The sequence below is a fragment of the Glycomyces mayteni genome (assembly GCF_042428885.1).
Lineage (GTDB): Bacteria > Actinomycetota > Actinomycetes > Mycobacteriales > Micromonosporaceae > Glycomyces > Glycomyces mayteni.
This window is the reverse complement of the sequence record NZ_JBHMBP010000005.1, coordinates 205,870-219,203: the sequence shown is the minus strand read 5'-3', so window position 1 is coordinate 219,203 and position 13,334 is coordinate 205,870. Positions and strand designations below refer to the sequence as shown.

Below are 13,334 nucleotides of genomic sequence, written 5' to 3'. Positions count from 1 at the left end.
CCGGGCCGATGCTCGCGCAGACTGGCCCGGTGACGATCGCCTACGACCCGCCCGCGCTCGACGGGGAGACCCTCGACGCGCTGCTCTACGACCACCTCAGCGAGTGGGGCCCGAGCGACCAGTTCTACCTCGACCTGGTCATGGCCGCCGAAAGCGTACTCGACGTCGGGTGCGGCACGGGGACGATCCTGCGCCGCGCCCGCGCGGAGGGCCATGCCGGGCGGCGGGTCGGGCTCGACCCCGACCCGGCGATGCTCGGGCAGGCGCAGGAGTCCGACGCCGCGGAATGGGTGCGCGCGCCCGCTTCGGCGGCCGCATGGGATGCGGAGTTCGACCTGGCGATCATGAGCGGCAACGCGTTCCAGTGCCTGCTGGACGACGCTGAGACGGTCGCGTCGCTGACCGCGGTGCGCCGGGCCCTCACCGACGGCGGCAGGTTCGTCTTCGACACCCGCAACCCGGCGGTGAAGGCGTGGCGGACCTGGACGAGCGCCGAGCCGTACCGGTTCACCGATCCGCTCGGGGAGCCGATGAGCGTCGTGCAAGAGGCGGGCGAGCCCGACGGCGAGGGCGTGGTCCGGCTCGACGCGTACTTCAGCGCCTCCTATTGGGACGAACCGCTGAAAGCCAGCTGCGGCCTGCGGTTCCCCGCCCCCGAGCACCTCGACCGGCTTCTGAAGGCGGCGGGCCTCGCGGTCGAGGAGCGCTTCGGGTCGTTCACCGGGGCCGCCTTCGACCCGGCCGCTTCGGGCTCGCTCATCACCGTGGCGACACCGCTCGGCCGCAACGGGTTACGACCGCGGGCGGGCGCGGGCGGCGGGGCGGGCGAAGTACCCTCAAGGCGGTCGAATCACCCCCGACACCCTTGAGAGGGAAGCCTTGCCGCAGCAGCAGCTCCTCCCGCCCCCGGTCGACTGGATGCAGCTCAGGTACGGCGCCGTGCCCGTCCCCGCCGGGCCGGGCGGCGCGTACGGACCGGTCGCGCCCGTGCCGGGCGCGGTCCCGCAGATGGCGTTCACGATGCGCAAGCCCCGCAACGTCGCGTGGGTGCAGACGCTGCTGTGGGTCTTCGCGGCGGTGACCGCCGTCGTGGACCTGCTGACCGCGGTCGTGATGACCCGCGACTTCCACCCGCTCAGCCTCGCGGGCCTCGCGTACGCCCTGTACGCGACGGTCCAGTCGCTCGTCACGCCGATGCAGATCGGCCGCGGCAAGCGCTGGGCCTGGGTCTGGGCGCTCACCAGCGCCGTCATCGGGCTGGTGCTGGCGATCGGCACGACGATGGCGGGCATGTCCCTGGTCCGGATGGCCCCGGGCGTCGTGCCGTTCGCGGCGGTCGTCGGCGCGCTCTACCTGGTGCTCATCCTGCTGCTGTGCTCGAAGCCGGTGCGCGAGTGGATGCTCATGCACCGCGCGCAGCGCGGCCGGGCCCGGATGGAGGGCGCGCCGGGGCCCGGCATGGCGCTCAGCGCCGTGTACCGGAGTCCTCAGCGGACGGTCGAGCGGCCGCGGTCGCTCGCGTGGGCGCAGGTCGTGTTCTGGGCGGTGGCGCTGGTCCCGCTGGGCTGGGCCGTCACGGGCATGTGGGCGGTCGGCGCGACCGCGGCACTGGCGGCGCTGGCGCTGACGTCGTCGGTGGGGCTCAACCGGGGCCGGTTCTGGGCGCGCGTGTTCACCCTGGTGTGGCTCAGCCTGGTGGGCATCGGCAGCGGCGGCGCGATCGTGCCGGGACTCCTCCTGGCGACCGGGACGTTCGGCGTCGGCGGCGTCGAGATGCAGGCCGGGATGGCGGTGGCGCTGTCGTTCGGGCTGGGGTTCGCGCTGGCGTGCATCGCGTTCGGGCTCATGTTCACCACCGGGGTGCGGCGCTGGACGCCGCCCGCGGAACTGGTCCTGGTCTTCCGCGAGGCGGCGGCGCCGCAGCAGGCCGCGCGCTAGCGCGCGGCCCGGTCGTCAGTCGAGGTAGCCGGAGTCGACGAGCAGTTCCCGGCTGTTCTCGGCGTCGACGGTCACCGGGTCGACGAGGACGGTCGGGACGGCGCCGGTGCCGTCGGTCTCGGGCGTGCCGTCGTCGAGGACGGTCGCGACCAGGTCCGCGGTGGCCTCGGCCAGGGTGCGGGGGTCGGTGAAGACCGTCATGGCCTGGCGGCCGTCGGCGAGGTACGGGAGCGAGTCGGCGTTCGGGTCGTAGCCGACGACCAGGGGCATGGCGAGGCCGTGGGTCTCGATCGCGTCGATGAGGGCGGCGGTGATGCCGTCGAAGGGCGAGAGCACGGCGTCGAGCCGGGACCCGGCCGGATAGTGCGCCTCCAGGACTTCGGCCATGCGGTTCCCGGCGATCGCGGGGTCCCAGTAGTCGGTGGCGACGTCGTCGAAGGACGTCGCTCCGGAGGGCACGACGAGGCGCCCGGCCTCGACGTGGGGGCGGAGGACGTCCCAGGCGCCGTCGAAGAAGAGCCGCGCTGTCGGGTCGAGGGCGTTGCCCGCGAACAGCTCCAGGTTGAACGGTCCGGCCCCGTCGTCCAGGCCGAGGGCCGCGACGAGGTACTCGCCTTGCAAGACGCCGACCTTGGACAGGTCCGACCCGACGAAGTAGTCGGCGGCGGGCTCGTCGCCGACGGCCCGGTCGTAGGCGACGACGAGGATGCCCGCGTCCCGGGCGCGGCCGAGGACGTCCGCCGCCGCGGCGGCGTCGATCAGGCCGACGACCAGCGCGTCGACTCCGTCGGCGATCATGCCGTCGAGGTGGGCGGCCTGGGATTCGGCGACACCGTCCGCGAACATGAGGTCGACGTCGTGCCCCGCGTCCTCGAACCGGGCGGTGAGCTGCTCGCCGTCGAAGTTCCAGCGCGGTTCCTCGCCCCGGGGCAGCGAGACGCCGATCCGCTTCGCGCCCGGGCCGGAGCCGCCGCCCGACGGCGTGTCCTCGCGGTCGAGCAGCAGCCAGAGCGGGACGGCGGCGGCCGCGAGCGCCGCGGCACCGCCGACGAGGAGCGCGCGCCGTCGCGGTCGCGGCTGCGGGCCCGGTGCGGCGAGGACGGTCTCGTCCGTGGACAGGCCCTGCCCGGCGCGTCCCGGCGCGAACCCGGGGCCCGCGTTCGGGTCGACGCGGGTCGGGGCCTCCGCGGCGAGGCCGGCGAGCCGGGAGCGGACCTCCTCGGTGCCCGGGCGGGACTCGGGGGCCTTGGCCAGGCACGCGTCGATGACCTCGCGCAGGCCGGGCGGGACTCCGTCGAGGCGCGGGGGTTCGCTGATGACGCGGTGGATGACCGCCGGGACGGTCGAGGCGTCGAACGGGCCGCGGCCGGTCGCGGCGAAGGCGAGGACGCAGCCGAGGGCGAACACGTCGCTCGCGGGCCCCGCGGTGTCCGCGGTGATCTGCTCGGGCGACATGAACCCGTACGTGCCCAGGACCGTGCCGGTGCCGGTCAGGGTGCTGGCGTCGACGGCGCGCGCGATGCCGAAGTCGATGATGCGGGGCCCGTCCCCGGCCAGGACCACGTTGCTCGGCTTGAGGTCGCGGTGGACGAGCCCGCAGCCGTGGATCGCGGTCAGGCCCTCGGCGAGGCCCGCTCCGAGTGCGGCACTGCGGGCCTCGTCCAGGGGGCCTTCGCGGACGACGAACTCGCGGAGCGTGGGGCCGGGAACGTACGCGGTGGCGAGCCAGGGCCGCTCGGCCTCCGGGTCGGCGTCCACAACCTGCCCGGTGCGGTCCCCCGCGACGCGGCGCGCGGCCTCGAACTCGCGCGCGAACCGCTCGCGGTACTCCGGGCTGTCGGCGAGCTCGGGGTTGAGGAGCTTGACGGCGGCCTTGCGGCCGTTCGGGTCCTCGCCGAGGTACACCTGCCCCATCGCGCCCGCGCCGAGCCGCGCGATCAGCCGGTACGGGCCGATCCGGGCCGGATCGCCTTCACGCAGTGGCTCCATGGGCGACCGTCCAATCGGGTTCGGGTTCGGGACACGTGAACGCGACACGCTACGGGGCGTCGGCCATCGTTCCGTCCCACATCGGTCCCACCTCGGCCGGACCGGCGCGCACGGTTCGCGATCGCGACACCGAACGGTAGCAACGGGTCACGGCCGTGCGCGCGCCAGGCGTCAGCGGAGCGGAGCGTGGGCGAAGGCTGCCATTCCCTCCTCGAAGCCGATTTCGGCGCGGAAGGCGAGGCGGGTGGCGGCGAGGTCGGGGGCGGCGACGATGTGGCGGACGTCGCCGAGGCGGAATTCGCCGGTGACGGCGGGGGCCGGGGCGCCGGGGAAGCCGGCGGTGAGGGCCGCGGCCATGTCGGCGATGGTGTGCGGCTCGCCGGAGGCGATGTTCGCCGCGCCGGTCCAGTCGGAGTCGAGGGCGGCGAGGTTGGCGCGGGCGACGTCGTCGACGTGGACGAAGTCGCGGGTCTGGGCGCCGTCCTCGAAGACGCGCGGGGCCCGGCCGGATTCGAGGGCGCTGCGGAAGATGCTGGCGACGCCCGCGTAGGGGGTGTCGCGGGGCATGTGGGGGCCGTAGACGTTGTGGTAGCGCAGGGCGCACACGGGCGCGCCGGCCTCGCGGCCGTACAGGGCGGACAGGTGCTCGGTGTGGACCTTGGTGGCGGCGTAGACGTTCCGGGGGTCGAGCGGGGCGTCCTCGGTGACCGGGGCCCACGCGAGGGCCGCAGAGCAGGCGGGGCAGCGGGGCTCGAAGCGGCCCGCGTCGAGGTCGGCGGCGTTGCGGGGGGCGGCGCGGACGTCGCCGTGCGCGGGGCAGCGGTAGCGGCCCTCGCCGTAGACGACCATGGAGGAGGCGACGACGAGCCGCCCGATGAAGGAGCGCCGCCACAGGGCCCGCAGGAGGTTCGCGGTGCCGCCGTCGTTGTCGGCGACGTAGGCGGTCACGTCGTCGAAGTCGACGCCGAGGCCGACGCGGGCGGCCTGGTGGCAGACCGCGTCCGCGCCCTCGACCGCGCGGCGCACCGCGTCCTCGTCGGCGAGGTCGCCGACGATCAGCTCCGCCGAGTCGGGCAGGTAGTCCGGTGCCTCCTTGTGGGCCGCAAGGGAGTCGAGGACGACCACGTCGTCGCCGCGGGCGGCGAGGAGGCGGCAGACCGCTCCGCCGATGAACCCGGCGCCGCCGGTGACCAGTACGCGCATTCGTTCGCCTTTCTGCGGTTCACCACTGCACGCGCAGTGCGGCGGCGAGGACGACGGCGACCCCGAGTTGGACCGCCAGCCAGATCCGGGGGCGCGGGAGGGCGCACCCGGCGAGGAGCACGAGGGGCATGAACGGCTGCCAGATCCGCTCGGTCTCGGCCGAGGACATCCCCGACAGGTCGGCGAGGGCGACGGCCGCGAGGCACGAGCCGACGACGATCCACATGCGCCGGTCCCGCAGCCGCGAGAGCGCCACCGCGGTCGCCGGGCCGAGCGCCAGCGCGAGCACCGCGAGGTTCGCGAGCAGGAAGTACCAGTACCCGCGGATCGCGGCCACGCCCGCGTAGTAGCACACGCGCGTCGCCTGGAGGCCGTCGAGCCACCAGTACCCCCAGGCCAGCGGGGTCAGGACCACGGCGGCCGCGAGCGCGCCGCCGCCGAGGAGCACGCCCCAGCGGCGGCGGCGCAGCGCAACGATCAGCACCGGGACCGCCAGCAGCGCGGCCGAGAACGACAGCATGAGCGCGGCCCCGGCGAGCAGGCCTCCGGCCGCGGTGAGGGCGGCGGCGCGGGCGCCGGTGCGGTTCGTGGCGAGGACCAGGCAGGCGACGGCGGACAGGGTGACGCCCGCGAAGACCAGGTCGGCGGTGTTGTGCCAGTAGGCGGCCGGGGCGATGACGAGGAACGGGGCGGCGCGGCGGGCGAGGCGCTCCCCCGCGACGTCGCGGCCGATCGCCAGCGCGGCGAGAACCGCGGCGGCGACGCCGAGCTGGATCACCGTGTTCTGGAAGACGAGGCCGGAGAGGCCGATCCGGTCGGCGCCCCAGAAGAACATGACGAGCCCGGGCGGGTGGGACTGGAAGTGGATCGGGTAGACGCCGTCGAGCTGGAGCCGCGTGTAGTGGGCGAGGAACGCGGCGGGTCCGCCCGCGTCGTCCACGAGGTGGACGTTGCCCGCGTAGTGGTGGTCGAGGTCGGTCCAGGTGCGGGGGTGGGAGTGGGCGACGGTGAGGGCGAGGCTGAAGGCGACGGCGGCGAGGGCGGTCGCGGCGGCGGCCCACCGCCAGCGCCAGCGGGCCGCGGCGGCCGGGAGGAACGCGATGAGGAAGGCGCCCACAAGGATCGGGGCGAGGAGGGTCGCGTCGAGGTGGGGTTCCCAGGAGCCGAACAGGGGCATCGCGCCGAGCTGGTGGCGGCCTTCGGTGACGGCGAGTTTGACCTGCCCGAGGACCCAGGCGAGGGCCAGGAGCAGGGCCCAGCCGGTGAGGACGGCGGCGGTGCGGGCCTTGGCCGTCACCGGCGGGCCTCGGCGGGGAGCCGCACGGTGAAGCGGCAGCCGCCCGCGGTGTTGGCGACGGTGACGGTGCCCGCGTGGGCTTCGATGAGGCCGCGGCTGATCGCCAGGCCCAGGCCGCCGCCGCGCTCGTCGCGGCGGCGGGCCTCGTCGCCGCGGAACGCGATGTCGAACACGCGGGGCAGGTCGGCGTCGGGGATGCCGCCGCATTCGTCCTGGATGGACAGGATCGCGGCCCCGGGCGCGGCCTGCGCCTCGATGAGGATCGTGCCCCCGGCGGGGGTGTGGCGGATGGCGTTGTCGAAGAGGTTGTGGAGGGCGCGGCAGCATTCGCGGGCCGAGACCTCGGCGTCGGGGAGGGCGGTGAGGCGCTCGACGACGGTGACGCCCTTGAGGTCGGCGGCGGCGCTGGCCCCGGCGAGGGTGTCGGCGACGGCGTCGCGCAGGTCCACCTGCTCGCGTCCGAGCCGCAGCGACCCGGAGTTGATGCGGGAGAGCTCGAACAGGTCGTCCACGAGCGCGGAGAGCCGTTCGGCGTCGGTGCGGATCTGGGCGTGGTAGCGCTTGACGGCCGCGTCGTCGTCCACCACGCCGTCGTCGAGGGCCTCGGCCATGGCGCGGATGGTCGCGAGCGGGGCGCGCAGGTCGTGGGAGACCCAGGCGATGAGTTCGCGCCGTGAGGATTCGAGGGCCCTCTCGCGCCGCTGGGACTCCTCCAGGCGCCGCGAGACGTCGGCGAGTTCCCCTGCGAGCGTTGCGAGTTCGCCGGGGCCGGTGACCGCGGGGACGCCTTCGGCGCCGATGCGGCCGTCGCGGTCGACCATGGTGCGGGCGTACGCGCCGACCTGCTCGGCACCGGCGCCGATGTCGTCGCCGAGCTGCCAGGCGGCGCCGAACGCGACGCCGGAGGCGACGATGAGGACCACGAACAGCAGCACCAGGTCGTGGTAGGAGATGAACATCGCGAGCGCGGCGGTGACGACGCCGGTGGCGGCGACCAGGACCGAGGAGAGGGCCACGGTCATGGTCTGGACGCGGGCGCCGCGGCCGCGCAGGCGGCGCAGGACCAGGCCGCCGACGACGCCGGCGAGCGCCGAGGCGACCGCGGCGGTGGCGACGAGGACGGCGATGTCGCGCGGCGGGAAGTCGAAGGCGACGGCGAGCGCGGTGGCGGCGGCGAGGGCCACCGCGAGGATGAGCAGCGAACCCGCCCGGCGGTTCGCGAGGCGGCGCATCAGGACTCCCACCGGTAGCCGACGCCGCGGACCGTGGTCAGGTGGCGGGGCGCGGAGGCGTCGTCCTCGATCTTCTCGCGCAGTCGCCGCACGTGCACGGTGACGGTGGAGGTGTCGCCGATGCTCCAGCCCCACACCGTTTCGAGGAGTTCCTCACGGCGGAAGGCCCGCCCGGGGTTGGACAGGAAGCACACGAGCAGGTCGTACTCCTTCGCGGTGAGGTCGAGCACGGCGGAGCCGCGGGTGGCGCGGTGGGCGACGGTGTCGACCGCGACGCCGCCGCCGGTGAGGACCGCGGGGGCCGGGGCCTGGGGTGCGGCGCGGCGCAGGACGGCGCGGACGCGGGCGGCGAGCTCGCCCGGGGAGAACGGCTTGGTCACGTAGTCGTCGGCGCCGAGGTCGAGGCCGGTGATCCGGTCGGTCTCCTCGCCGCGGGCGGTCAGCATGACCACGGGGATCGCGGTGGCCTCGCGCAGGCGCCGGCACACCTCGAAGCCGTCGAGGCCCGGCATCATGAGGTCGAGGACGACCAGGTCGGGGAGGGTCGCCAGGGCGCGGTCGAGGCCGGTGGCGCCGTCGGCGGCGTAGTCGACGTCGAAGCCGTCGCGGCGCAGGTAGCGGGCGACGACCTCCGCGAGGGCGGGGTCGTCGTCGACGACCAGGACGCGCGGGTCGGCTCGGGAGGTCATGGGTGCAACGATGCCCGATCGCGCGCCCGTCCGTCATGCGACCTGCCGAGACTTTCGCGAACCGTAAGGATCGAGCGGGCCTGGGCGGGCCCGTGCGCCGCTAGCATCGGCCAGATGCAGCGGACCCATCTCCTCGTCATGGCGAAAGCCCCGGTCCCGGGCCGGTCCAAGACCCGGCTCACGCCGCCGTTGCGCCCCGAGGGGGCCGCGGCGGTCGCGGAGGCCGCGCTCGCCGACACGCTGGCGGCGGTCGCGCGGTGCGGGGCCGACCGGCTGCTGCTGGCGCTCGACGGCGATCCCGGGCCGTGGCTCCCGCCGGGGTTCGAGGTGTTCGCGCAGGTCGAGGGGACGTTCAATGAGCGGCTCGCGGCGGCGTGGGCGCGCGCGGGCGGGCCGGGGCTCCAGATCGGCATGGACACGCCGCAGGTGACGCCTGAGCTGCTGGACGCGGCGCTGGCCGTCGTCACCGGGGGCGCGGACGCGGCGCTGGGCCTCGCCGAGGACGGCGGGTGGTGGGCGCTGGGCCTGGCCCGGCCGCACCCCGAGGCGTTCGCCGACGTGCCGATGAGCACCGGCGACACGGGCCGGCTCCAGCGCAAGCAGTTGGAGGCGCTGGGCCTGGAGGTCGCCGATCTGCCGGTGCTGCGGGACCTCGACGACGCCGGGGACGCCCGCGCCCTCGCGGCCCTCGCGCCGCGGACCCGCACCGCCGCGCGGGTGCGGGAGCTGTTTGGCGCGGGCGACACCGAAGCCGGGGCCGACACGGCGGCAGAGGGAAAGGCCACGGCTGCAGTCGTGGTCGACGTGGTCCTGCCGGTCCTGGACGAGCGGGACGCGATCCCGTGGGTGCTGGGGCGGATGCCGGAGGGGTACCGGCCGATCGTGGTCGACAACGGCTCCACCGACGGGTCCTGGGCGGTGGCGGCGGCGCTCGGCGCGCGCGTGGTGGCCGAGCCGCGCCGCGGCTTCGGCGCCGCGTGCTTCGCCGGGCTGAAGGCGGCCACCGCGCCGGTCGTGGCGTTCATGGACTGCGACGCGTCCCTGGACCCCGCGGACCTGCCCGCGGTGTGCGCGCCGGTCCTCGCCGGGGAGGCCGACCTCGCCTTGGGCGCAAGGAAAGCGGGCGCGGGCGCGATGCCCCTGCACGGGCGCCTCGCCAACCGGTACCTCGCGCGGCAGGTCCGGCGGACCTGCGGGGCCCGCGTCACCGACATCGGGCCGATGCGCGCGGCCCGCCGCGACGCGCTCCTGGCGCTCGGCACCGCCGACCGGCGCTCGGGCTGGCCCCTGGAGATGGTCCTGCGGGCCGGGGCCGACGGCTGGCGGATCGCGGAGCTGCCGGTCCCCTACCGGCCCAGGGTCGGGCGCAGCAAGGTCACCGGCACGGTCGGCGGGACCCTCCGCGCCGTCAAGGACATGCGGGCGCAACTGGCACGGGCCAGGGCCGCCGCGCGAGCGGACAGGAGCGGCACATGAGCGACCGACCCCGCGCCGACATCGGCGTCTTCGGCGGTTCCGGGTTCTACACCCTTGCGGCGCAAGCCGAGTCCTTCGACATCACGACCGAGTGGGGGCCGCCCTCGGCCCCGGTCGCGATCGCCGAGATGTCGGGGGCGCGCGTCGCGTTCCTGCCCCGCCACGGCACCGGGCACCGCCTCCCGCCCCACAAGGTCAACTACCGGGCCAACGTGGACGCCATGCGGCAGCTCGGCGTGCGGGCCCTCGTGTCCCCCTTCGCCGCCGGGTCGCTGCGGCCCGAGATCCGCCCCGGCGACTTCGTCGTCTGCGACCAGGTCGTGGACCGCACCTGGGGCCGCGAGTCCACCTTCCACGACGAGTTCGCCGACGGGCCCGTGCACATCCCGTTCGCCGAGCCGTACGACCCGCGGCTGCGCCGCATCGTCCTCGACGCCGCCGCCGAGGTCGGGGCGACCGCGCACGACGGCGGCACGGTCGTCGTCGTCAACGGCCCGCGCTTCTCCAGCCGCGCCGAGTCGCGCTGGCACCGCGAGTCCGGCTGGCACGTCGTGAACATGACCCAGTGCCCCGAGGCGCCGCTGGCGATGGAGGCGGGCCTCCCGTTCGTCGGCATCGCCCTGGTCACCGACTACGACGCCGGACTCGACGAGGACCCGGACGTCGAACCGGTCAGCCAGGACGCGGTCTTCGCCGTGTTCGAGGCGAACCTCCACAAGGTCCGCGAGCTCATCGGCGCGGCGATCCCGGCGCTGGCGGACGTAAGCGAAACGTAAGGACAATCCGTGGCGTTCGACGCGGCCGCGGCCGTAGCCTCAGCGGCATGACCGACACGTTCGAGACCCTGGCCGTCCACGGCGGCGAACCGCGGCCCGCCGCGGGCGGCTCGGTGGTCTTCCCGCTCTTCCAGGGCACGGTCTTCGAGACCGACCGGGGGGAGGCCCCCTACTCCAGGCTCGGCACGAACCCGACGCAGCGGCACCTGCACCGCAGGCTCGCCGCCCTCGAAGGCGCGGAGGCGGCCGTCGCGACCGCCTCGGGCATGGGCGCCATCACGACCGCGCTCCACAGCGTCCTCGCCGCCGGGGACCACCTCATCGCCGCGGGCGAGTTCTACGGCGGCACGCACCGGTTCCTCACCGAGCACGCCGCCCGCCTCGGCTGGACCTGGGACCTGGTCAACCCCGGCGACCCCGGGGCGTGGCGCGAAGCCCTGCGCCCGAACACGAAGGCGTTCCTCACCGAGACGATCACCAACCCGCTCACCGCCGTCGGCGACCTCGCCGGTGCCGCCCGCTTCGCCCGCGCGCACGCCCTGACGTCCCTCATCGACAACACGCTGGCGACCCCGGTGGTGTTCCGGCCGCACTCGGTCGGCTTCGACCTGGTGTGCCACTCGGCGACCAAGGCGCTCAACGGCCACTCCGACCTCACCGCGGGCGCGGTGACCGGCTCGCGCGAGCGGATCGCGCGCGTCGCCGCCGTGCTCGGCTCCTACGGCGCGAGCCTCGACCCGCACGCCGCGTTCCTGCTCGCGCGCGGCCTCAAGACCCTCGCGCTGCGCGTGCGGCGCCAGAACGAGAACGCGCAGGCCGTCGCCGAACTCCTCGACGGCCACGACGCGGTCGCCGCCGTCCGCTACCCGGGCCTGCCCGGGCACCCCGACCACCGGCGCGCGGCCGGGCTGCTCGACGGGTTCGGGTCGGTCCTCGCGTTCCGCCCGCACGGCGGCGCGAGCGCGGCCGAGGCGATCGTGAAGGCCCTGCGGCTGCCGTACGCCGCGCCGAGCCTCGGCGGCGTCGAGTCGCTGGTGACCCGCCTGGACCTCGGTGCGGCGGCGGGCGACATGTCCGGCGAGGCCGTGCGCTTCTCCGCGGGCATCGAGGGCGCCGACGACCTCGTGGCGGACTTCGCGCAGGCGCTCGCGCAGTCCCCCGCGCTTGTTTAGCGGAACGTAAGCAGTACCGCGAGGCATTCGGGCCCGGGGCGGTTCAAGATGGAGGGGTGAACACCACGCAACACGCATCGCCGCGCTCCTGGGCCGCCGCCGGTCTGCTCGCCACCGTCGCGGGACTCGCGCTCGGGCATCTCGCCGCCGCGTTCTACGAGCCGCGCTCGGCGCCGCTGTCGGCGCTGTCGGACGCGGTGATCGGCGTCGTGCCGCTCGAAGTGTCGCACTGGTTCATCGAACTCGTCGGCACCCTCGACAAGCCGCTGCTCATCCTCGGCCTGTTCATCGGCGTGTCCGTCGTCGGCGCGGGCGTCGGGCTGCTGTGGCGCACGCGCCCGTGGCCCGCGCGGGCCGCCGTCGCCGTGCTCGCGCTCGTCGGCGCGGCCGCCGCGTTCACCAGGCCCGGACTCGGCGCCGAGGCCGTCGTGCCCTCGCTGCTCGCCGGGGCCGTCGCGATCACCGGACTCCAGTTGTGGGGCGGCAGGTCCCAGGGCGAGGAGTCCGGGAGGCGCGGGTTCCTCATGGTGCTCGGCGGGGTCGCCGCGGCCGGGTTCGCGGGCTCGTGGTGGGCCGGGCGGTCCGGGCCCGCCGGGGTCGAGGCGCAGCGGGACGCGCTCAAGCTGCCGGAGGCGGACGCGCCCGCCGTCGAGCCGGGGCCGGTCGCCGACTTCAAAGTGGACGGCCTCTCGCCGTACCGGGTGCCGAACGGGGACTTCTACCGGATCGACACCGCGATCACCGTCCCGCAGGTCGACGTGGACACCTGGACCCTGCGCGTCCACGGCATGGTCGACAAGGAGCTGACGTTCACCTTCGACGACCTGCTGGGCCGCGAGCTCATCGAACGGGACATCACCCTGGCGTGCGTCTCCAACCCCGTCGGCGGGGACCTCGTCGGCAACGCGCGCTGGCTCGGCGTGTCCCTCGCCGACCTGCTCGCCGAGGCTGGGCCCGACCCCGCCGCCGACCAGCTCGTCTCGCGCTCGACCGACGGGTGGACCGCCGGGTCGCCGACGCAGCTCGTGTTCGACGGGCGCGACGCGATGGTCGCCGTCGGCATGAACGGGCAGCCCCTCCCCCTCGACCACGGCTGGCCCGCAAGGCTGGTCATCCCCGGCCTGTACGGGTACGTCTCTGCCACCAAGTGGCTCACCGAACTCGAACTGTCCACGTTCGACAGCTACGACGCGTACTGGATCACCCGCGGCTGGTCCGAGCCGCGCCCGATCAAGACCCAGTCGCGCATCGACACCCCCAGGAGCAGGGCGGGGACGGGCACCGTGGCCGTCGCCGGGGTCGCGTGGGCCCAGCACCGCGGCATCAGCGCCGTGGACCTGCGAATCGACGGCGGCGAGTGGCTGCCGTGCGAGCTGTCCGACGTCGCCACCGGCGACACGTGGCGCCAGTGGCGCTACGAGTGGGACGCGCCCGCGGGCGACCACACGCTCACCGTCAGGGCCACCGACGGCGACGGCGAGGTCCAGACCAGCGCCGTGCAGGGGGTCATCCCCGACGGCGCCACCGGCCTGCACACCGTGGACGTCACGGTCGGCTGACGG

General features: G+C 75.1%; 11 protein-coding genes and 1 pseudogene. 7 read left to right on the top strand and 5 right to left on the bottom strand.

Annotated elements, in window-relative coordinates; translation table 11 throughout:
• Positions 1-29 precede the first annotated feature (29 nt).
• On the top strand, positions 30-869 hold the full coding sequence (locus ACFFXY_RS22600; protein ID WP_382356074.1) for a class I SAM-dependent methyltransferase: 840 nt from the start codon (positions 30-32) through the stop codon (positions 867-869).
• Between the two features lie 10 nt (positions 870-879).
• Complete coding sequence (locus ACFFXY_RS22595) at positions 880-1,938, top strand: hypothetical protein (RefSeq protein WP_382356072.1); 1,059 nt, start codon at positions 880-882, stop codon at positions 1,936-1,938.
• Between the two features lie 15 nt (positions 1,939-1,953).
• On the opposite strand, the gene ACFFXY_RS22590 is transcribed toward ACFFXY_RS22595, so the two are convergent.
• From ACFFXY_RS22590 to ACFFXY_RS22570, 5 genes are all read right to left on the bottom strand, one after another.
• Positions 1,954-3,927: a substrate-binding domain-containing protein gene (locus tag ACFFXY_RS22590; RefSeq protein ID WP_382356070.1), complete on the bottom strand. Its 1,974-nt coding sequence runs from the start codon at positions 3,925-3,927 to the stop codon at positions 1,954-1,956.
• A gap of 171 nt (positions 3,928-4,098) precedes the next feature.
• Entirely contained in the window at positions 4,099-5,130 is a 1,032-nt protein-coding gene (locus tag ACFFXY_RS22585; protein WP_382356068.1) for an SDR family NAD(P)-dependent oxidoreductase, read from the bottom strand.
• Positions 5,131-5,149: 19 nt separating this feature from the next.
• On the bottom strand, positions 5,150-6,427 hold the full coding sequence (locus tag ACFFXY_RS22580; RefSeq protein ID WP_382356066.1) for a hypothetical protein: 1,278 nt from the start codon (positions 6,425-6,427) through the stop codon (positions 5,150-5,152).
• On the bottom strand, positions 6,424-7,659 hold the full coding sequence (locus ACFFXY_RS22575) for a sensor histidine kinase (protein WP_382356064.1): 1,236 nt from the start codon (positions 7,657-7,659) through the stop codon (positions 6,424-6,426). Before ACFFXY_RS22575 ends, ACFFXY_RS22580 begins: the two co-directional genes overlap by 4 nt.
• Complete coding sequence (locus ACFFXY_RS22570) at positions 7,659-8,348, bottom strand: response regulator (RefSeq protein ID WP_382356062.1); 690 nt, start codon at positions 8,346-8,348, stop codon at positions 7,659-7,661. The genes ACFFXY_RS22575 and ACFFXY_RS22570 overlap by 1 nt, the downstream gene beginning before the upstream one ends.
• Before the next feature lie 114 nt (positions 8,349-8,462).
• On the opposite strand from ACFFXY_RS22570, the pseudogene ACFFXY_RS22565 reads away from it, so the two are divergent.
• The 5 genes and pseudogenes from ACFFXY_RS22565 to ACFFXY_RS22545 all read left to right on the top strand — a co-directional run.
• Positions 8,463-8,909 (top strand): annotated as a pseudogene (locus tag ACFFXY_RS22565) (TIGR04282 family arsenosugar biosynthesis glycosyltransferase); the annotation flags it as partial.
• A gap of 297 nt (positions 8,910-9,206) precedes the next feature.
• The gene (locus ACFFXY_RS22560; RefSeq protein ID WP_382356708.1) at positions 9,207-9,824 is read left to right on the top strand and encodes a glycosyltransferase family 2 protein; all 618 of its coding nucleotides are present in this window, start codon (positions 9,207-9,209) and stop codon (positions 9,822-9,824) included.
• Positions 9,821-10,600: an MTAP family purine nucleoside phosphorylase gene (locus ACFFXY_RS22555; RefSeq protein ID WP_382356060.1), complete on the top strand. Its 780-nt coding sequence runs from the start codon at positions 9,821-9,823 to the stop codon at positions 10,598-10,600. Before ACFFXY_RS22560 ends, ACFFXY_RS22555 begins: the two co-directional genes overlap by 4 nt.
• A gap of 47 nt (positions 10,601-10,647) precedes the next feature.
• Entirely contained in the window at positions 10,648-11,772 is a 1,125-nt protein-coding gene (locus tag ACFFXY_RS22550; RefSeq protein WP_382356058.1) for a trans-sulfuration enzyme family protein, read from the top strand.
• Between the two features lie 56 nt (positions 11,773-11,828).
• The gene (locus ACFFXY_RS22545) at positions 11,829-13,331 is read left to right on the top strand and encodes a molybdopterin-dependent oxidoreductase (protein ID WP_382356056.1); all 1,503 of its coding nucleotides are present in this window, start codon (positions 11,829-11,831) and stop codon (positions 13,329-13,331) included.
• The last annotated feature ends 3 nt before the right edge of the window (positions 13,332-13,334 follow it).

What these genes read in the sequence shown, in the direction of transcription:
- ACFFXY_RS22555 (WP_382356060.1), top strand. Translation starts at nt 9,821, where the DNA reads ATGAGCGACCGACCCCGCGCCGACATCGGCGTCTTCGGCGGTTCCGGG.
- ACFFXY_RS22585 (WP_382356068.1), bottom strand. Translation starts at nt 5,130, where the DNA reads ATGCGCGTACTGGTCACCGGCGGCGCCGGGTTCATCGGCGGAGCGGTC.
- ACFFXY_RS22590 (WP_382356070.1), bottom strand. Translation starts at nt 3,927, where the DNA reads ATGGAGCCACTGCGTGAAGGCGATCCGGCCCGGATCGGCCCGTACCGG.
- ACFFXY_RS22550 (WP_382356058.1), top strand. Translation starts at nt 10,648, where the DNA reads ATGACCGACACGTTCGAGACCCTGGCCGTCCACGGCGGCGAACCGCGG.
- ACFFXY_RS22560 (WP_382356708.1), top strand. Translation starts at nt 9,207, where the DNA reads ATGCCGGAGGGGTACCGGCCGATCGTGGTCGACAACGGCTCCACCGAC.
- ACFFXY_RS22575 (WP_382356064.1), bottom strand. Translation starts at nt 7,659, where the DNA reads ATGCGCCGCCTCGCGAACCGCCGGGCGGGTTCGCTGCTCATCCTCGCG.
- ACFFXY_RS22570 (WP_382356062.1), bottom strand. Translation starts at nt 8,348, where the DNA reads ATGACCTCCCGAGCCGACCCGCGCGTCCTGGTCGTCGACGACGACCCC.